The sequence below is a fragment of the Advenella incenata genome, from assembly GCF_004217095.1.
GTDB lineage: Bacteria > Pseudomonadota > Gammaproteobacteria > Burkholderiales > Burkholderiaceae_B > Advenella > Advenella incenata.
Genome location: NZ_SHKO01000001.1, coordinates 1,668,082 through 1,686,237 on the forward strand (window position 1 = coordinate 1,668,082; position 18,156 = coordinate 1,686,237).

An 18,156-nucleotide genomic window follows, 5' to 3' on the forward strand; every position below is an offset into this window, starting at 1 on the left:
ATTGCGATTTATAGGAACTTATTCATTATGATGAAGAATCAATTGGCCGGTCTGATGAAGCAGGCCCAGCAAATGCAGGAAAATATGAAAAAGGCGCAGGATGCCCTGGCCGATATTCTGGTCGACGGGGAGTCGGGCGGCGGCATGGTTAAAATCACCATGTCTTGTCGTCATGATGTCAAACGTGTCACCATTGATCCTGCACTGCTTGGCGACGACAAGGACATGCTTGAAGATCTGGTTGCTGCCGCGTTCAATGACGCCCTGCGCAAGGCTGAGGCAACAACACAGGAAAAAATGTCCGGCGTGACCGCTGGCATGCCCATGCCTCCAGGAATGAAATTTCCCTTCTGATGCGCGACATACTGCCTGAACCTGAGCCGCTGAGTGCGCTGATCGAGGCGCTGCGTCGCCTTCCCGGCGTCGGTCAGCGCTCGGCGCGACGTATGGCCTATCATTTGTTGCAATACGATATAGCAGGTGCCGATCAGCTGTCCCGCGCACTCAGTACTGCCGTAAACGATATCAGGCATTGCGCTCGCTGCAACTCATTTTCCCAGAATGACATCTGTGAAACTTGTCTGAATCCGAAGCGCAATGCCGCCCAGTTGTGCATAGTAGAGACGCCGGCCGATCAAAATATGATAGAGGCCAGTCATGGATATCAGGGTCTGTATTACGTGCTCATGGGTAGAATTGCACCTCTCGAGGGCGTGGGGCCGGCCCAGCTGAATTTCGAAAGACTGCTCAAACGCGCAATGGATGGCACGGTCACCGAGGTGATTCTGGCGACCAATTTCACAGCAGAAGGGGAGACCACTGCGCATTATCTGACCGAAATTCTGCGTGAAAAAGGGCTGCAGGTCTCACGCATTGCGCGCGGCATACCCACGGGCAGCGAACTGGAATATGTTGATGCCGGCACCATTGCCTGGGCATTTATGGAGCGGCGCGGCGCGCAATAGTCGGCGCGGCAAAGGCGATATGTTACCGCCCTTGCCATTCAAAGAGGCCGGGCTGCTGCTTATCCTTTTTTGCGAGACGCTTCGATCAATGTATCCAGACCGATTGCATCTGCCACAAAGGTGCGTATGCCTTCACTGAGCTTTTCCGTGGCCATCGCATCTTCATTGAGCAGGAAACGAAAGTTCTTCTCTTCCGGCGCAATGGAGTCGATATTGGCTTTGGCCGCCATTGATTCATGCAGGTGCGCCGTGACGCTGCCGTCGGTTGCGGCCAGTGCGCCCAGCAGTTCCGGGCTGATGGTTAGCAGGTCGCAGCCAGCCAGCGCCAGTACCTGCCCGACATTGCGAAAGCTCGCGCCCATGATCTCGGTGTTGATGCCATGTCGACGATAGTACTGATAGATCCGGGTGACCGATTGCACGCCGGGATCGTTTGCTCCACTGTTGTCCGCTTCTACCCAACTGCTGCCAGCCGCTTTTTTATGCCAATCGTAAATGCGGCCGACAAAGGGTGAAATCAGCGTCACTCCGGCGTCGGCGCAGACCACCGCCTGGATCAGGGAGAACAGCAGTGTCATATTGCAGGCAATCCCTTCTTTTTGCAGGATGCGCGCGGCGGCAATGCCTTCCCAGGTGGATGCGATCTTGATCAATACACGCTTGCGATCCACGCCTGCTTGGTCGTACAGCTCAATAATGCGGTGCGCTCGGGCTACCGTGCCTTCCGTGTCGAACGACAGGCGCGCATCCACTTCTGTAGATACTCGTCCTGGCACGATCTCAAGAATCCGCCGGCCGAATTCAACCAGAATATGGTCCAGTGTATCTGCTGGTGTTGCCTTGGGGTACCGGTCAAGTGTGTCCTGTAGAATCGGACGGTAGGCGTCCTTGGACAGGGCTTTGAGAATCAGTGAGGGATTGGTGGTTGCATCGGTGGGCTTGTGCTCACGCATGCTTTCGAAGTCACCCGTATCGGCAACCACAGTTGTGAATTTTCTGAGTTGATCAAGTTGATTCATGTGAGATGTTTCCTGCACGGCCAGTGGTAGCATATTTGCCGTTTCCTGCAAACCATTGCTCCTTTCCGGCTCGATGAAAAATTGTAAATTAACAGTTGATTATTTCAAAATCTTACGGATACGTGTATATTACCCGCAATATACAGGCAAGATTCGAATAGCGGTCGCCTGACACATATTGTCATCTGGTTTTGCCGGCCAAAACCGGCGGTGGGTGCCCTGCGCTGACGGTGTCCATAGCTCCACACCGCAAGCGACGCGGATACAAACGCGCTTGAAAATATTGTAAATGTGATTATTGCGACGGCTTGGGTCGTCCAGTTTTTTTATTCCATTCAAAACTGTACAGGAAAGGGTTAAGGGCAGAATGCTTGTCAAGTGGTGCAGGGCAATATTGCTGACGGGGCTCGCTGTGATGTCAGGTACGTATCTACCAGTCGCATCCAGCCAGATAATCTCGTTCGCAAATCCCTTCGTAGGGGTCGGTTCCGCACAACAGGAAATTTCCCTGAATCCCTGTCTGCCTGAAACTGAAGTCCGCAATCAATTTGGCGCCGGTGCTGCCCTGCAATTGCAGCAGGCGGTAAAGCAGTGGCCGGCCAATTTGTGCAAGGACCCAACCATTGCCCGCAATCTGGCTGACTGGCTTTACAACAGTTCGGCGCTGCTTGCCAAAACCGACAGGCCGCTGGTCATGGCGGACATTATCCAAAACCGTAACCGGACGCTGCTTGCTTGCCGCGACCTCAGGTGCCTGCGCGATAAACTGCCCGCCATGGTCGATTGGGCCAAAACCAACCTTGATCGCACGCCGGTCTATGGAATAGATGATCAGCCCATTAGCGTTGAAGGCGCCTTGCTGTCGCTGCCCAGACTGTCTTTGCGCGGTCTGGATCTGCCGTTGCCTGGCCAGCAAAAATTCTGTGGGGGTGGCGGTATTGATGACCTTGATTTTTTCAGCACCAATCTGAAAGTATCGGGCAAGGCCTACGTGCTGGTCAAATGCAAGGCCGACAGCGGAGAGCGCAAAAGCTGGATCCTGGAGAACGACGGTGGCAAGGACTGGCGTGCTGTGGTGGATCTGCGCGCCAGCTCCATGCAGATCGGCAACCTGCGTCGTAATAACCATCCCATTATCTTCAGTTATCTGGAAGAAAGTCGCGGTACGCGGGTACGGATCCTGAGCTATCAGGACAACAGCTACCGGGAAATGCTGCGCTTTCTGGTTATAGAGGATCGCAGCAAGCTCGCGCATGCGTTTGAGGTTGAGAGCCAGTAGTTCGTCTGGTTTTCTTGCGAAATTACCCCTAAGTTTTTTCTATCGTCAAGCCTTACTCTGTATAATAGAAAGGTTTACTTATCGATACCAAATTTTTGGGGTTCTGCGTGCTCACGTCTTCCATATTCGAGGATAATCCTCAATTTCCCACCGCAATTCTGGCTCTGGCAGATGGCACGATTTTCAAGGGAATATCCATCGGGGCAAACGGCCATAGTGTGGCCGAACTGGTGTTCAATACGGCCATGACCGGATACCAGGAAATCCTTACCGATCCCAGCTACACCAACCAGCTTGTTCTGCTGACCTATCCGCATATCGGCAATACGGGTATCAACCCTGAAGATGTCGAATCTTCGCAGGTTCATGCCGCCGGTCTGGTTGTCCGGGACTGTCCGCGTCGTCTTTCCAATTTCCGTGCCACCCAGTCGCTGCCCGATTATCTTAAGGAGCAGGGTGTTGTTGCCATCTCCGGCATTGATACTCGCAAACTTACCCGTCGCTTGCGCGAGGGTGGTGCCCAGGGCGCCTGCATTCTTGTCGGCGACGATGAGCAGAAGGCCATCGCCCTGGCAGCAGCCTATGCCGGTATGGCTGGCCAGGACCTGGCCAAAGTGGTCAGTCGCACCGCGCGCGAAGAATGGCGTGAAGGCACTTGGCAGCGCACCAAGGGTTATACCCAGCCCTCACAGGATCGCTTCCACGTTGTCGCCTACGACTTCGGTGTCAAATCCAATATTCTGCGCATCCTGGCTGATCTGGGCTGTCGGCTCACGGTTGTGCCTGCCCAGACGGCTGCAGCCGATGTGCTGGCTCTGAACCCGGACGGCGTTTTCCTGGCCAACGGTCCCGGCGATCCGGAGCCGTGTGATTACGCCATCGAAACGGCACGCGTGGTCATGGAAAAAAGAATCCCGCTCTTTGGGATCTGCCTGGGTCACCAGATCATGGGCCTGGCGCTCAATGCGCGCACCATCAAAATGAAAAACGGCCATCATGGCGCCAACCACCCGGTCAAGGATGTGCAGAGCGGAAGGGTATACATTACCAGCCAGAATCACGGCTTTGCCGTAGACGCAGAGACATTGCCGGACAATGCCCGCGTTACCCACGTGTCCCTGTTTGACGGTTCACTGCAGGGATTTGAGCTGACCGACCGTCCCGCCTTCTGCTTCCAGGGGCATCCCGAAGCCAGCCCTGGCCCGCACGATATCATCGTGCTGTTTGAAAAATTCATCCGCTCCATGAGCGAAAAAAACTAGAGATATCATGCCCAAGCGTACCGACATAAAAAGCATATTGATTATCGGCGCTGGCCCGATCATTATTGGTCAGGCCTGCGAATTTGATTATTCGGGTGCACAGGCGTGCAAAGCCCTGAAAGCCGAAGGCTACCGCACCATTCTGGTCAACAGCAATCCGGCCACCATCATGACCGATCCTGAAACTGCCGATGTGACCTATATCGAGCCTATTACCTGGAAAGCGGTAGAGAAAATCATTGAAGTGGAGCGTCCCGATGCACTGCTGCCCACCATGGGCGGACAGACCGCGTTAAATTGCGCGCTGGACCTTGCCCATAACGGCGTGCTGGAAAAATATAACGTCCAGATGATCGGCGCCAATGAACAGGCCATCGAGAAAGCAGAAGACCGCCTGAAGTTCAAGGATGCCATGACCAGTATTGGTCTGGAATCGGCCAAGTCGGGCGTGGCCCATACGCTGGACGAAGCCTGGGAAGTGCAAAAGCGTATTGCTGCAGAAGCGGGCACCAGCGGCTTCCCGGCAGTCATTCGTCCCAGCTTTACGCTGGGCGGCACCGGCGGTGGTATTGCCTATAACGCAGAGGAATTTGAAACGATCTGCCGTCGCGGCCTGGAAGCTTCGCCCACCAATGAGCTGCTGATTGAGGAGTCGCTGCTGGGCTGGAAAGAATTCGAGATGGAAGTGGTGCGCGACAAGGCGGACAACTGCATCATTATCTGCTCAATTGAAAACCTTGATCCCATGGGTGTGCACACCGGCGACTCGATCACCGTGGCGCCTGCGCAGACCCTGACCGACAAGGAATACCAGATCATGCGTAACGCGTCCATCGCGGTACTGCGCGAGATCGGGGTAGAGACCGGCGGCTCCAATGTTCAGTTTGCCGTTAATCCGGAAAACGGTCGCATGATCGTGATTGAAATGAACCCGCGCGTATCGCGTTCTTCGGCGCTGGCTTCCAAGGCAACGGGCTTTCCCATTGCCAAAGTGGCGGCACGTCTGGCAGTAGGCTATACGCTGGATGAATTGCAAAATGAAATTACCGGCGGGCAAACGCCCGCGTCGTTCGAGCCGACCATCGATTACGTGGTCACCAAAATACCTCGCTTTGCCTTCGAAAAATTCCCGCAGGCCGATTCCCGTCTGACGACGCAAATGAAGTCGGTGGGCGAGGTCATGGCCATGGGACGCACCTTTCAGGAGTCGTTCCAGAAAGCGCTGCGCGGGCTTGAAGTCGGTGTCGACGGCCTGAACCAGAAAACGCTGGATCGTGAAAAACTGCAGGTCGAACTGGCCGAGCCTGGTCCGGAACGGATCTGGTATGTGGGCGATGCGTTTGCTCAGGGCTTCACCCTGGACGAGGTCCATTCCCTGACGAAAATCGACCCTTGGTTCCTTGAGCAGATCAAGGAAATCGTCGACATCGAGCTGGAGCTTGAACAGAAAACGCTGTCCGACCTGAACGAAACCGTCATGCGTCGCCTGAAACGTCGCGGTTTTTCTGATCGTCGCCTGGCGTTCTTGCTGGATGTATCCGAGTCCGAGGTGCGCAAGGTGCGCCATCAGCTGGGCGTGCGCCCGGTCTACAAACGGGTGGACACGTGCGCGGCCGAGTTCGCCACGAAAACAGCGTATATGTATTCCACTTATGAAGAAGAGTGCGAATCACACCCTACAGATAAAAAGAAAATCATTGTGCTGGGCGGCGGTCCGAACCGCATCGGCCAGGGCATCGAGTTTGATTATTGCTGCGTGCATGCCGCTCTGGCGTTGCGCGAAGACGGCTATGAAACGATCATGGTCAACTGTAATCCGGAAACGGTCTCGACCGATTATGACACGTCGGATCGCCTGTATTTCGAACCGCTCACGCTTGAAGATGTACTGGAAATCGTGCATCTGGAGCGCCCGGTGGGCATGATCGTGCAGTATGGCGGGCAAACGCCGCTGAAACTGGCGCGTGCACTTGAAGCCAATGGTGTCCCGATCATCGGCACCAGTCCCGAGTCCATTGATGTGGCCGAGGATCGCGAACGCTTCCAGAAACTGCTGCAAAAACTCGGCCTGCGCCAGCCGCCGAACCGGACAGCGCGCACCGAAGCGGAAGCCATTGCCCATGCGGCCGAAATTGGTTACCCGTTGGTGGTGCGTCCAAGCTACGTGCTGGGCGGCCGCGCCATGGAAATTGTCCATGAACAGACCGATCTGGAACGCTATATGCGTGAAGCTGTCAAGGTCAGCAATGATTCTCCGGTGCTGCTTGATCGGTTCCTGAACGATGCAACGGAAGTGGACGTCGATTGCCTGGCCGATGATGAGGTGGTGTTCATTGGCGGCGTTATGGAACACATCGAACAGGCGGGCGTACACTCAGGCGATTCGGCCTGCAGCCTGCCTCCATATTCGCTCTCAACAGACGTGATCGAGGAAATCAAGCGGCAGACCAGCCTGATGGCCCGTGCACTGAACGTGCGCGGCTTGATGAATGTGCAGTTCGCCATCCAGGACGGGCAGGTCTATGTGCTGGAGGTCAACCCACGCGCATCTCGCACCGTGCCGTTTGTCTCGAAAGTAACCGGCTATCAGCTGGCCAAGATCGCGGCGCGTGCCATGGCCGGCAAGTCGCTGGCCGAGCAGGGCGTGACCGAGGAAGTGGTGCCGTCTTACTTCAGCGTCAAGGAGGCCGTCTTCCCCTTTGTCAAATTCCCTGGCGTAGACACCATACTGGGTCCGGAAATGAAGTCTACCGGTGAAGTCATGGGCGTTGGCCGCACTTTCGGTGAAGCCTTCGTCAAATCCCAACTGGCTGCCGGCGTGCTGCTGCCGGAAACCGGCACTGCTTTTCTCAGCGTCAAGGATCAGGATAAACCCAAGGCGGTGGAGCTGGCGCGCGGTCTGGTCAATCTGGGCTTCAAAGTCGTGGCCACACGCGGTACGGCAGCCAAACTCATTGAGGCTGGCGTACAGGTACAGGTGGTCAATAAAGTGACTGAGGGGCGTCCGCACGTGGTCGACATGCTCAAGAACGGTGAGATTCAACTTGTGATCAATACCGTGGAAGAGCGCCGCAATGCAATCTCTGATTCGCGCGTCATCCGCACGCAGTCGCTGGCCGATCGTGTTACCTTCTTTACCACGCTGGCAGGCGCCCGTGCGGCAATCGAAGGCATGCAATATCTGCGCGACTCGGACGGCATTCAGGTGTATTCACTACAGGATTTGCACGCCGGACTGGCTTCGGCAAAGAAGGTATAAGCCGGTTGTCGGGCCGCATGGCCATTGCGTGTAGATAATGAGAACGATTGCCATTTTTCTTCGTGAAATTTGGCAATTTTTCTTTATGAGGCATGCGCCGCGCAAACCTCTCTTAAAATAGGGTTTTACGTTTGATTCTTTCAAGGAGCAGCATAATGAAAGGCCATCCTAAAGTCATAGACTATCTGAACTTTCTGCTTTCAGGTGAACTCGCAGCACGGGATCAATACTTCATTCACTCACGTATGTACCATGAATGGGGTTATACCAAGCTGTTCGAGCGCATCGGTCACGAAATGCAGGATGAGACAGATCATGCCGATGCGCTGATTCGTCGCATTCTTTTGCTGGAAGGCACACCCAAGATGGTATCTGCAGATATCCGGGTGGGCAAGGACGTTCCCGAAATGCTGCAACTTGACCTGGATACCGAGTTTGAAGTTCGGGACAATCTGAAAAAAGGCATTGCGCTTTGCGAAGAGTCCGGTGATTACGTAACCCGTGAAATGTTGCGTGTGCAACTGGAAGATACCGAGGAAGATCATGCGCATTGGCTGGAGCAGCAACTGCGCCTGATTGAACGACTCGGCCTGCAGAACTATCTTCAATCACAGCTGTAATAATTTCGATTGTAATATTTCGAAATTCTAATATCACGATAGCGATTGCATACCGACATGCGTGTTTTTATTAGTGGCGCCAGTAGTGGACTGGGCGAGGCGTTTGCCCGGTATTACGACTCCCGCGGTGCGCAGCTGGGTCTTTTCGCCCGCTCGGGCGACAAACTGCAAGTGCTATCGTCGTCGTTGTCAAAACCGGCGGCATGCTATGTGGGCGATGTGCGGCACGCGGCCGATCTGCACGCTGCGGCTGCAGATTTTTTGCTTAATGGCCCGGTGGACATTGTCATTGCCAATGCTGGCATCAGTGTTGGCATTCTCAATGGCATGGTCGAAGATGCCGAAGTGTTTCGGGAAATTATTGAAACCAATGTGCTGGGCATGGGGGCCACCTTTGAACCCTTCATTCCCGGAATGCAAAGCCGGGGGAGCGGCACCCTGGTGGGAATCAGCAGCGTTGCGGGTATTCGGGGCCTGCCCGGCTCCAGCGCCTACAGTGCATCCAAGGCCGCCACCACGGTATTCCTGGAAAGTTTGCGCATTGATCTGTACGGTACCGGCGTCAAAGTCGTGACGATCGCGCCTGGGTTCATTGATACCCCCATGACGCAGCACAATCCTTATCCCATGCCGTTTTTGATGAAGCCCGATGCTTTTGCGCAGCGCGCAGGTCAGGCGATCGCTCTTGGCCGCCGCTATACCGTCATTCCATGGCAGATGGGGCTGGTTGCCAGGCTGATGCGCTTCATTCCCAATGCACTCTATGATCGCATGATGAGCCGTGCCGGTCGCAAGCCTCGCCGGCAATAGGCGCCTTCCCATATGGCTCGGCCAGACCTGCACCCATCGCTGTGTGGGTGCACTGGTAACCGGAACAATTTTATGCCTTGAGCTTTATGCCTCGGTTACCACTTGTGGCAAATGACTCGTGTCAGCCCAGGACACAATCTGCCAGCTGTCATCATTGATAATTCGCAGGCGGTTGATGCTGGTATTGCGTTGGGTGAATTGGCGCGGCGCATCGGGCATCAGCTTGCCTGCAGCCCGCCACATCATGTCAATCGAACCACCATGGCTTACGATCATGATGGTTTCGTTTTTATGTTTTTGTGCCAGTGCGTTCAGCGTCTGCCTGATCCGCGCATAAAAGGTCGCCAAGTCCTCCGCCTTGTGTTCGTCCTGGTCCAGTTCGATGGTCAAGTTGTGATTGCGTGCCGAATCAAAGCCGGTCAGCTCTGACCAGAGCTGGCCTTCAAGAATACCGTAATTGCGTTCGCGCAGGCCTGGCAGGCGATGAATGGGCTTGTTGCACGACTGGGCATAGGGCAGGGCGGTGTGGTATGCCCGCTGCAGATCGCTCGTATAAATGTGTGCGGGCGTCGCGTCGCTGAAACAGCCTTGCAGATGCGCGTTCAGGGCCTGGGCCTGGGCGATGCCATTGGGGTTCAGCGGAATGTCGCGCCAACCCTGCAGGCGGCGTTCGGCATTCCAGTCGGTTTCGCCATGGCGGATAATCCAGAAATCGGTATGTGACATAGTTGGGCGCTCGAAGGAGAGTCGGGTAAAGGATAGAAAATCACGGATAAAGGTCTTGCTGCCAGCCGCGGTTTTGCTTGCTCTGTGCACCGGTCAGGTCGTACACTGCATATCCAGCAAAATATGACTTTACATCTGAATGGGGAAAGTAATGAGTGGACCTTTTTTTCCAATCTGGCGGCGGGTTGACCGGGCCCGGGATCATCAGATTGTAGCACCCGATGAGCGTTTGTCCTGGCCACAGACCGCGGTAATGGGTGCGCAACACGTTGTCGCCATGTTTGGTGCGACCGTGCTGGCCCCTTTGCTGATGGGCTTCGATGCCAATCTGGCCGTGCTGATGTCGGGCATCGGCACGTTGATCTTCTTCTTTTTCGTCGCCGGCCGGGTACCTAGTTATCTGGGTTCCAGTTTCGCCTTTATCGGCGGCGTCATTTCCGTCACGGGTTACGCCGGCAGTGGCCCTAATGCCAACATCGGCGTTGCGCTGGGCGCCATTATCGTGTGCGGTTTGGTGTATGCGCTGGTTGGGGTGCTGGTTTGGTACGCCAACAGCCGGGGCAATGGTTCGGCCTGGATCGAACGGCTGATGCCACCAGTGGTTACCGGCGCCATCGTTGCCGTGATCGGCCTGAATCTGGCGCCTATTGCCGCCAAGGGCGCGATGGGCTCCGGTACTACCTTCGAGGCGCTCATGGCCCTGATGACCATATTGTGCGTGGCCGGTGTCGCCGTTTTTACACGCGGCATGATCCAGCGCTTACTGATTCTGCTGGGGTTGATCGCCGCGTGCGTCATTTATTGGCTGCTAACCAATGTGGCCGGTATGGGCGCGCCGATTGACTTTTCCGGTGTGCAGGCTGCGGCCTGGTTCGGTTTGCCGACGTTGGTTGCCCCCGAGTTTACCGTGTCGGCCATTTCAGTAATGGTGCCGGTTGCCGTCATTTTGATTGCTGAAAACCTGGGCCATATCCGTGCCGTTAGCGCCATGACCGGGCAAAATCTGGATCAGTATCTGGGACGCGCTTTCGTTGGCGACGGGGTTGCCACCATGATTTCAGGCGCCGTCGGCGGCACTGGCGTGACAACCTATGCAGAAAATATCGGCGTCATGGCTGTAACCCGGATTTATTCGACCCTGGTGTTTGTGGCGGCGGCATGTATCGCCATCATCCTCGGTTTTTCACCCAAATTCGGCGCGCTGATCCATGCGATTCCAGGGCCGGTGCTCGGCGGCGTTTCCATGGTGGTTTTCGGTCTGATTGCCATTGCCGGCGCCCGTATCTGGGTAGTCAATCAGGTTGATTTTGGCGACAACCGGAACCTGATTGTGGCAGCGGTCACCTTGCTGATGGGCGCCGGCAATTTTACGCTGCAATTGGGGGCTTTCAAGCTCGAAGGCATTGGAACCGCCACCTTTGGCGCCATCATTTTGTATGCCTTGCTCAATTTGCGGCAACGCTCCGAGCCCGGACCGGACCAGAGCCCGTTCGACCAGGAACAGAACCTATAAAACTGCAATTTTTTCAATTGTTTTCAATACTTTAGCAACATTTTCCCGAATGCTTGCATTTTGTTCAGGAATTGGAGACAATGTCATAACGATGTCCCTGGCACTAATTAACCAGTGCCGGGGTTTATTTTTGTTTTTTCCATTCTTTTGTGCTTGCGCCAGGCATCGTTGGTCAAGTCTATAACACAACAGCACGCTCATCATCATGGCACATCATCGTGCAATGGGGGCGTTTTTACTTTTTTGAGACAGATATGGCAGGTATTCCATTAACAGCGCAAGGTGCGAAGCGCTTAGAAGAAGAATTGCACCGCTTGATCAGTGTAGAGCGGCCTGGCGTCATCCAGGCAATTGCTGAGGCACGCGCGCAGGGTGATCTGTCAGAAAATGCGGAATACGATGCAGCCCGGGAACGTCAGGGTTTTGTCGAAGGCCGCATCAATGAACTGGAAGGTCTCCTGTCCAACGCGCAAATCATCGAGCCGTCCAGTCTGGATGTCGATGGGCGCATTGTATTTGGCGCAACGGTCGGCATTGAAGACCTGAACTCCGGCAGTCACGTGACTTATCAGATCGTCGGCGATGCTGAATCCGATATCCGGCTGAACAGAATCTCCATTTCCAGTCCTGTCGGCAAAGCGCTGATTGGCAAGGCTGAAGGCGATGTAGTTGTCGTTACTGTGCCGTCCGGCGAGAAAGAGTTTGAAATTGTCTCTGTTGAGTACAAGTAAACTGCATATTGTTATGCAACCTTCCCGGGTGTCATAGGGCACGAGCCGGAATCGGTCGCTCAGCTAGGCTGATATACCGATAGCAGCAAAAAAAGCCGCAGAAAACAGTCCTGCGGCTTCTTTTTTTGTCTGACGGCAAGCGGTTATCTGCCGCCGCGACGGCCGGTGCGAGGCGCCGCCGTAGTGCGTCGGCCAGCACGCAGCGACAGGGCGCTGCCCGCACGGCGAGGGATGCCATGCGCCTCGGTGCCGCCGGGGCGTGCCGCAGGAGCCCGCGCCGGCTTGCGTGCCGGTGTACCGACCAGCTCGTCGTTTCCTCGAGCCGCCTTGCGTGGTGTCTTGCGGTCTTTCAGGGTTTTGCCTGCAGCCAGCAGCTTTTTCGGCGTATGGGGTTCATTGGGGAGTCGGCGGCTGCGTTCGACGGGTTCTTCGACTTTTTGTTCCCAACGGCGGTTTTGTGACCCGTGTCGATATAAAATAAGCGTTTTGCCGACGTGTCCGGCAGCGGCACACGATAATGAATCACAGATAGTGTCAAGCATGGCTATACGCGCGGCGCGATCATCTCCGGCAACGCGCACCTTAATCAGTCCGTGCGCGGTGAGGTTCATGTCAATTTCTTTCAACACCGCGGGCGTGAGGCCCTGATCACCGATCAGGACTACCGGTTTCAGCGGATGGGCAGCAGCGCGTAGTTCGCTGCGCTCTTTTGATGTCAATTCTAGGGTAGGCATAAGGTAATCAGGGCAATGGCCAAAAAGAAATTCTCGAAAGAATGGATACATCAGCATATCAATGACCCATACGTGAAAATGGCCAAGCAGCAGGGCTATCGGGCACGGGCAGCGTTTAAGCTGATTGAGATCCTGGATTCGGAAAAACTGATGCGGAAAGGGGATATTATAGTCGACTTGGGCGCTACCCCCGGCAGTTGGTCACAGGTTGCGCGCGAAAGACTCGTTGGCGAGGGCGGAGTGTTGCAGGGCCGCGTCATTGCGCTGGATCTGCTGCCCATGGAGCCTATTGCGGGTGTGGAGTTCATCCAGGGCGATTTTCGTGACGATGCGGTGCTTGCGGCCTTGAGCGACAAGGTTGGAGAGCAGCAGGTCAATCTGGTCATGTCGGATATGGCGCCAAACCTGTCTGGGGTCAGTTCCGCCGATTCTGCCCGGATCCAGCATGTATGCGAGCTGGCCATGGCGTTTTCCCTGCAGCATCTGACGCCCGATGGCGTTCTTATCGTCAAGGCATTTCACGGCAGCGGATTTTCCCAGATCGTGCAGATGTTCAAACAGCATTTCAAACGGGTCGTAGAGCGCAAGCCCAAGGCTTCGCGCGACAAGTCTTCGGAAACTTTCTTGCTGGGGCGCGGTCTAAAACATCCGGATAATCGCCAGTTCTAGCTATTTGCCGATCCTGCCAGTGTCGCTGGCAGGCAGGCCAGTTCAGGTATTCCCGCCGGTTGCGGGCGCCAAGCAGCGGTTCAGCGCCGTTGGCGGTGGTGCTGGTCGTCTTGCGTCCTTCAATATCAGTAATTAAATTACGGAAAGTGCTTGGAAACCGGATTTTTGCCCCAATTTAGCTGTTGTGAGCCCCCGGTTTTTTATGCCGGGACAATGACTTGCTGCAGTCGCCATAACACACCCGGGTGCAGTCAAAACCGGCACCTTTACCTGGAAATCGCGGGTAATGGTTTAATTTGTTTTTAAGCCGGTTGTAAAGCCTCTTTTTTTTATCAATAGGTTAGAATCATATGAACGAGGTAAAGACGCTGCTTTCAGGGTCATTTGCCATTCATCGCAGGAGTCAGATTGTTGAATAATTCTTTTTCAAAATTCGCTATCTGGGTGGTTGTAGCGCTGGTACTTTTTACAGTATTCAAGCAATACGACGGCGCAGGTCAGGTTACAGAGGGCGTGAGCTACAGTCAGTTCATGTCTGATGCCAAGCAGGGCAAGGTGTCCAGTGTTGAAATTCAGGGCAACAACCTGACGGTCACACCCAGCTCAGGCACGCGGCCGTATACGCTGACCGCTCCCAACGACCTGTGGATGGTCGGTGATCTCGTGCGCGAAGGTGTGAAAGTCACCGCCAAACAGCCAGAGCAGCCTTCATTCCTGCTTAGCGCGCTCATTTCATGGTTCCCCATGCTGCTGCTTATCGGCGTATGGTTCTTCTTCATGCGCCAGATGCAGGGTGGCGGCAAAGGCGGTGCCTTCAGCTTTGGCAAATCCCGCGCCCGCATGCTCGACGAAAGCACCAACCAGATTACCTTTGCAGATGTGGCCGGTTGCGATGAGGCCAAGGAAGATGTCCGGGAGCTGGTTGATTTCCTGCGCGAGCCCGCCCGCTTTCAGCGCCTGGGGGGCCGTATTCCCCGTGGTGTGCTGATGGTTGGCCCTCCGGGTACTGGTAAAACGCTGCTGGCCAAGGCCATTGCTGGCGAAGCCAAAGTGCCTTTCTTCAGTATTTCCGGTTCCGATTTTGTGGAAATGTTCGTAGGCGTGGGCGCATCGCGTGTGCGCGATATGTTCGAAAATGCCAAGAAACAGGCGCCTTGCATCATCTTCATCGACGAGATTGACGCCGTTGGTCGCCAGCGTGGCGCCGGTGTCGGCGGTGGCAACGACGAACGCGAGCAGACGCTGAACCAGATGCTGGTTGAAATGGACGGATTTGAATCCGGCCAGAGCGTGATCGTGATCGCTGCGACCAACCGTCCCGACGTGCTGGATCCGGCATTGCTGCGTCCTGGTCGTTTTGACCGCCAGGTTGTGGTCAGCCTGCCTGACGTACGTGGCCGCGAGCAGATCCTGAACGTGCATATGCGCAAGGTTCCCCTGGCTCCCAACGTCGAAGCGTCGGTCATTGCACGTGGTACGCCCGGGTTTTCCGGTGCCGATCTGGCCAATATTGTGAACGAAGCGGCCTTGTTTGCCGCGCGTCGCAGCGGTCGTACCGTCAATATGATGGATTTCGAAAACGCCAAGGACAAGATCATCATGGGGGCAGAGCGCCGTTCCATCGTCATGCCCGAGGAAGAGCGCAAAAATACGGCTTACCACGAATCGGGTCATGCGATTGTGGCCCGGATGCTGCCTAAAACTGATCCTGTACACAAAGTGACCATCATTCCGCGTGGTCGTGCGCTGGGTGTCACCATGCAATTGCCTGAAGGCGACCGTTACAGCATGGATAAAGGGCGTTTGCTCAATACCATTGCCGTATTGTTCGGCGGACGTATTGCAGAAGAAATTTTCATGAACCAGATGACAACCGGTGCGTCCAATGACTTTGAACGCGCGACGGCCATTGCCCGCGATATCGTGACGCGCTATGGCATGACCGAATCACTGGGTCCTATGGTCTATGCCGAAAACGAAAATGAAGTGTTTTTGGGGCGCAGTGTCACCAAAACCACCCATGTGTCTGAGGCAACCATGCAAAAGGTTGATGCGGAAATCCGCAGTATCATCGATGAGCAGTATTCTGTAGCACGCAAAATCATCGAGGCCAACAGCGATAAAATGCACATCATGGCCAAGGCGCTGCTGGAGTGGGAAACCATCAATGCCGATCAAATTGGCGATATCATGGCAGGGCGCCCACCGCGTCCGCCGGAAGATCCTGAACCTACCGGTGATTCCTCTGATACGCCACCGCCTTCATCCGGCCCTGCCCGGAAAGATCCAGGTAGCGATAAAGCAACTGTGACTGCCTGATCTTATTACTGCTGTATTTTTCATGAATCATTCCACATTCATTTGCGGGCGCTTTGAGCTTACACTCAAGCGCCCGCTTGTCATGGGCATCGTTAATGTGACGCCCGACTCCTTTTCCGATGGCTCTGCCCATTTCTCGGCCGATGCGGCTACTGCGCATGCGCTGGAACTGATCGGGCAGGGTGCCGATATCCTGGATATTGGCGGTGAATCCACACGCCCCGGCGCTGATGCCGTCTCCGAAGAAGAGGAGCTCAGGCGTATTATTCCGGTGATACACAATCTGCGTGATTGCGGCAAACCCATATCCGTTGATACCTTCAAGCCGACAGTCATGCGCGCTGCCCTGGCGGCCGGCGCTGATCTGATCAATGATATTTATGCCTTGCGCATGCCCGGCGCCCTGGAGGTCGTGGCAGCCCATCCCAATTGTGGGGTGTGCCTGATGCACATGCAGGGTGAGCCCAAAACCATGCAGGCTGCGCCGCAGTATGAGAACGTGACGGACGAGGTGTACCGGTTTTTGGATGAACGCAAGGCCGCGGCGGTGGCGGCCGGTATCGCGCCCGCACGGATCTGTCTGGATCCAGGATATGGTTTCGGTAAGACAGTGCAGCAGAATTATCAGCTTTTACGTGAACAGGACAGCCTGTCCGGTTTACACTCACCGTTATTGATCGGTTTGTCCCGTAAAACCATGATTGCAGCGGTTACGGGCCGGGCTCCGCAAGACCGCGTTGCTGGCAGCATTGCCGGCGCGCTGGCTGCTGCAAGCCGGGGCGCGGCCATTATACGGGTACACGATGTCGCACAAACTGCAGATGCCCTCAAAGTCTGGGCAGCCATAGAACAAGGAGAAATTCATGGGGCGTAAATATTTCGGAACAGATGGGGTACGTGGGGAAGTAGGCGGTCCGGTTATCAATGCGGAGTTTGCATTGCGGCTGGGATATGCCGCCGGCCGGGTACTGTCAAAGAATTACAAAGATAGCGCGCGCCCTATGGTGCTGATAGGCAAGGATACGCGCATTTCCGGCTATATGCTGGAGTCGGCGCTCGAAGCAGGTCTGGCTGCTGCCGGTATTGACGTTTACCTGGCGGGACCCATTCCGACGCCAGCGGTGGCTTATTTGACCCGCGCACTGAGGCTGACTGCCGGTGTGGTCATCAGTGCTTCGCATAACGCCTACCAGGATAACGGAATCAAGTTTTTCTCCGGTAACGGTATGAAGTTGCCCGATAACGTTGAGCTGGAAATCGAAGCGGCGCTGGATGAGCCGGTAGGCTGCGTAGACTCCGAGCACATTGGCCGTGCCCGGCGCATGCCCGATTCTGCGGGACGTTATATTGAGTTTTGCAAAAGTACATTCCCGAACGATCTGGATCTCAAGGGTATGAAAATCGTGGTCGATGGCGCGCATGGCGCAGCCTACCACATTGCACCCCATGTCTTTCGCGAACTGGGCGCCGAAGTGGTGGCCATCGGCTGCAACCCAGATGGTTTCAATATCAATTCCGGCGTGGGTGCCCTGCATCCCGAGGCGCTGGCCGAGAAGGTCAAGGAAGTGGGTGCGCATTATGGCATCGCGCTGGACGGCGATGCGGATCGGATCCAGATGGTGGATGCCGACGGGCGTATCTACAATGGTGACGAACTGCTTTATGCCATGGTCCGTGAGCGCATGATGCAGGGTCGCGTGGCCGGTGTCGTGGGTACGCTCATGACTAACTACGGTTTTGAAAAAATCATGCAGATCATGGGTGTGCCCTTTGAGCGGGCCAACGTGGGTGATCGATACGTGCTGGAAGCCATGCAGAGAAATGGCTGGCTCTATGGCGGGGAGAGCTCGGGCCATTTACTGTGCCTGGACCATCATAGCACCGGTGACGGTATTATTGCTGGTTTACAGGTGCTGACAGCGCTGGTGCGCAGTGGTAAAACCCTCGCGCAATTCATTTCAGATCTGAAAATGTATCCGCAGATCATGGTCAATGTGCCCTGGAAAAAAGGCGCTGACTGGAAAGCCCATGCGGGCCTGCAGGCCGCCAAGGAAGAAGTTGAACGTGAGCTGGACGGACGCGGCCGGGTGTTGATCCGTGCCTCGGGCACCGAGCCCAAGTTGCGGCTGATGGTCGAAGCCGAAACCGAAGCGCTGGCCCGTCAGGGCGTGGAGCGTCTGCAGGCAGTCGACCTGGCTGCGTGATTTCTCGTCGCCAGTTGTATGCAGTTTGTGCAACTGGCAATGCATT

At 55.4% G+C, this 18,156-nt stretch carries 17 protein-coding genes; 13 read left to right on the forward strand and 4 right to left on the reverse strand.

What is annotated here, in order from left to right; genetic code table 11:
• Positions 1-27: 27 nt before the first annotated feature.
• Together EV681_RS07580 and recR are read left to right on the forward strand one after the other, a co-directional pair.
• Entirely contained in the window at positions 28-354 is a 327-nt protein-coding gene (locus EV681_RS07580) for a YbaB/EbfC family nucleoid-associated protein (RefSeq protein WP_014750146.1), read from the forward strand.
• Positions 354-965 carry a recombination mediator RecR gene (recR, locus tag EV681_RS07585; RefSeq protein ID WP_128395446.1) on the forward strand — a complete coding sequence of 204 codons (612 nt, stop codon included), beginning with the start codon at positions 354-356 and terminating at the stop codon, positions 963-965. The genes EV681_RS07580 and recR overlap by 1 nt, the downstream gene beginning before the upstream one ends.
• 59 nt (positions 966-1,024) lie before the next feature.
• On the opposite strand, the gene tal is transcribed toward recR, so the two are convergent.
• Entirely contained in the window at positions 1,025-1,984 is a 960-nt protein-coding gene (gene tal, locus EV681_RS07590) for a transaldolase (protein WP_130303639.1), read from the reverse strand.
• A 412-nt stretch (positions 1,985-2,396) separates the two neighbouring features.
• Here tal and EV681_RS07595 point away from each other — a divergent pair, with 412 nt between their 5' ends.
• The 5 genes from EV681_RS07595 to EV681_RS07615 all read left to right on the forward strand — a co-directional run bounded on the left by EV681_RS07595 (position 2,397) and on the right by EV681_RS07615 (position 9,214).
• On the forward strand, positions 2,397-3,263 hold the full coding sequence (locus tag EV681_RS07595) for a hypothetical protein (protein WP_130303640.1): 867 nt from the start codon (positions 2,397-2,399) through the stop codon (positions 3,261-3,263).
• 107 nt (positions 3,264-3,370) lie between these two features.
• Positions 3,371-4,525, forward strand: a complete 1,155-nt coding sequence (gene carA, locus EV681_RS07600; RefSeq protein ID WP_165392971.1) for a glutamine-hydrolyzing carbamoyl-phosphate synthase small subunit — start codon at positions 3,371-3,373, stop codon at positions 4,523-4,525.
• Positions 4,526-4,532: 7 nt separating this feature from the next.
• Positions 4,533-7,784 (forward strand): carbamoyl-phosphate synthase large subunit, encoded by a 3,252-nt coding sequence (carB, locus tag EV681_RS07605; RefSeq protein WP_128395449.1) that lies wholly within the window; start codon positions 4,533-4,535, stop codon positions 7,782-7,784.
• Between the two features lie 155 nt (positions 7,785-7,939).
• Positions 7,940-8,404: a bacterioferritin gene (gene bfr / locus EV681_RS07610; RefSeq protein WP_130303641.1), complete on the forward strand. Its 465-nt coding sequence runs from the start codon at positions 7,940-7,942 to the stop codon at positions 8,402-8,404.
• Between the two features lie 57 nt (positions 8,405-8,461).
• Positions 8,462-9,214 (forward strand): SDR family oxidoreductase, encoded by a 753-nt coding sequence (locus EV681_RS07615; protein ID WP_130303642.1) that lies wholly within the window; start codon positions 8,462-8,464, stop codon positions 9,212-9,214.
• Positions 9,215-9,298: 84 nt separating this feature from the next.
• Here EV681_RS07615 and EV681_RS07620 read toward each other — a convergent pair whose 3' ends face one another.
• Positions 9,299-9,940: a histidine phosphatase family protein gene (locus tag EV681_RS07620; protein ID WP_130303643.1), complete on the reverse strand. Its 642-nt coding sequence runs from the start codon at positions 9,938-9,940 to the stop codon at positions 9,299-9,301.
• 151 nt (positions 9,941-10,091) lie between these two features.
• Between EV681_RS07620 and EV681_RS07625 the strand changes: the two genes are divergently transcribed.
• Positions 10,092-11,453, forward strand: a complete 1,362-nt coding sequence (locus EV681_RS07625) for a solute carrier family 23 protein (RefSeq protein WP_130303644.1) — start codon at positions 10,092-10,094, stop codon at positions 11,451-11,453.
• Here the strand turns inward: EV681_RS07625 and EV681_RS07630 are convergent.
• Positions 11,448-11,660 carry a hypothetical protein gene (locus EV681_RS07630; RefSeq protein WP_128395454.1) on the reverse strand — a complete coding sequence of 71 codons (213 nt, stop codon included), beginning with the start codon at positions 11,658-11,660 and terminating at the stop codon, positions 11,448-11,450. The genes EV681_RS07625 and EV681_RS07630 overlap by 6 nt on opposite strands.
• 47 nt (positions 11,661-11,707) lie before the next feature.
• Between EV681_RS07630 and greA the strand changes: the two genes are divergently transcribed.
• Positions 11,708-12,184, forward strand: coding sequence for a transcription elongation factor GreA (gene greA, locus EV681_RS07635; RefSeq protein ID WP_128395455.1), 477 nt, complete (start codon positions 11,708-11,710; stop codon positions 12,182-12,184).
• A 143-nt stretch (positions 12,185-12,327) separates the two neighbouring features.
• Here greA and EV681_RS07640 read toward each other — a convergent pair whose 3' ends face one another.
• A complete protein-coding gene (locus EV681_RS07640) occupies positions 12,328-12,918 on the reverse strand; it encodes a YhbY family RNA-binding protein (protein WP_128395456.1) in 591 nt (196 codons plus the stop codon).
• Positions 12,919-12,933: 15 nt separating this feature from the next.
• Here EV681_RS07640 and EV681_RS07645 point away from each other — a divergent pair, with 15 nt between their 5' ends.
• From EV681_RS07645 to glmM, 4 genes are all read left to right on the forward strand, one after another.
• On the forward strand, positions 12,934-13,587 hold the full coding sequence (locus EV681_RS07645; RefSeq protein WP_128395457.1) for an RlmE family RNA methyltransferase: 654 nt from the start codon (positions 12,934-12,936) through the stop codon (positions 13,585-13,587).
• A 411-nt stretch (positions 13,588-13,998) separates the two neighbouring features.
• Positions 13,999-15,906 carry an ATP-dependent zinc metalloprotease FtsH gene (ftsH, locus tag EV681_RS07650; RefSeq protein ID WP_128395458.1) on the forward strand — a complete coding sequence of 636 codons (1,908 nt, stop codon included), beginning with the start codon at positions 13,999-14,001 and terminating at the stop codon, positions 15,904-15,906.
• 22 nt (positions 15,907-15,928) lie between these two features.
• A complete protein-coding gene (gene folP, locus EV681_RS07655) occupies positions 15,929-16,780 on the forward strand; it encodes a dihydropteroate synthase (protein ID WP_128395459.1) in 852 nt (283 codons plus the stop codon).
• Complete coding sequence (glmM, locus tag EV681_RS07660) at positions 16,770-18,110, forward strand: phosphoglucosamine mutase (protein WP_128395460.1); 1,341 nt, start codon at positions 16,770-16,772, stop codon at positions 18,108-18,110. Before folP ends, glmM begins: the two co-directional genes overlap by 11 nt.
• The last annotated feature ends 46 nt before the right edge of the window (positions 18,111-18,156 follow it).

Coding starts and splice junctions, on each gene's coding strand:
- EV681_RS07620 (WP_130303643.1), bottom strand. CDS start 9,940: ATGTCACATACCGATTTCTGGATTATCCGCCATGGCGAAACCGACTGG.
- EV681_RS07630 (WP_128395454.1), bottom strand. CDS start 11,660: ATGATGATGAGCGTGCTGTTGTGTTATAGACTTGACCAACGATGCCTG.
- EV681_RS07580 (WP_014750146.1), top strand. CDS start 28: ATGATGAAGAATCAATTGGCCGGTCTGATGAAGCAGGCCCAGCAAATG.
- EV681_RS07640 (WP_128395456.1), bottom strand. CDS start 12,918: ATGCCTACCCTAGAATTGACATCAAAAGAGCGCAGCGAACTACGCGCT.
- glmM (WP_128395460.1), top strand. CDS start 16,770: ATGGGGCGTAAATATTTCGGAACAGATGGGGTACGTGGGGAAGTAGGC.
- recR (WP_128395446.1), top strand. CDS start 354: ATGCGCGACATACTGCCTGAACCTGAGCCGCTGAGTGCGCTGATCGAG.
- tal (WP_130303639.1), bottom strand. CDS start 1,984: ATGAATCAACTTGATCAACTCAGAAAATTCACAACTGTGGTTGCCGAT.
- carB (WP_128395449.1), top strand. CDS start 4,533: ATGCCCAAGCGTACCGACATAAAAAGCATATTGATTATCGGCGCTGGC.
- folP (WP_128395459.1), top strand. CDS start 15,929: ATGAATCATTCCACATTCATTTGCGGGCGCTTTGAGCTTACACTCAAG.
- EV681_RS07615 (WP_130303642.1), top strand. CDS start 8,462: ATGCGTGTTTTTATTAGTGGCGCCAGTAGTGGACTGGGCGAGGCGTTT.
- greA (WP_128395455.1), top strand. CDS start 11,708: ATGGCAGGTATTCCATTAACAGCGCAAGGTGCGAAGCGCTTAGAAGAA.
- EV681_RS07645 (WP_128395457.1), top strand. CDS start 12,934: ATGGCCAAAAAGAAATTCTCGAAAGAATGGATACATCAGCATATCAAT.
- EV681_RS07625 (WP_130303644.1), top strand. CDS start 10,092: ATGAGTGGACCTTTTTTTCCAATCTGGCGGCGGGTTGACCGGGCCCGG.
- bfr (WP_130303641.1), top strand. CDS start 7,940: ATGAAAGGCCATCCTAAAGTCATAGACTATCTGAACTTTCTGCTTTCA.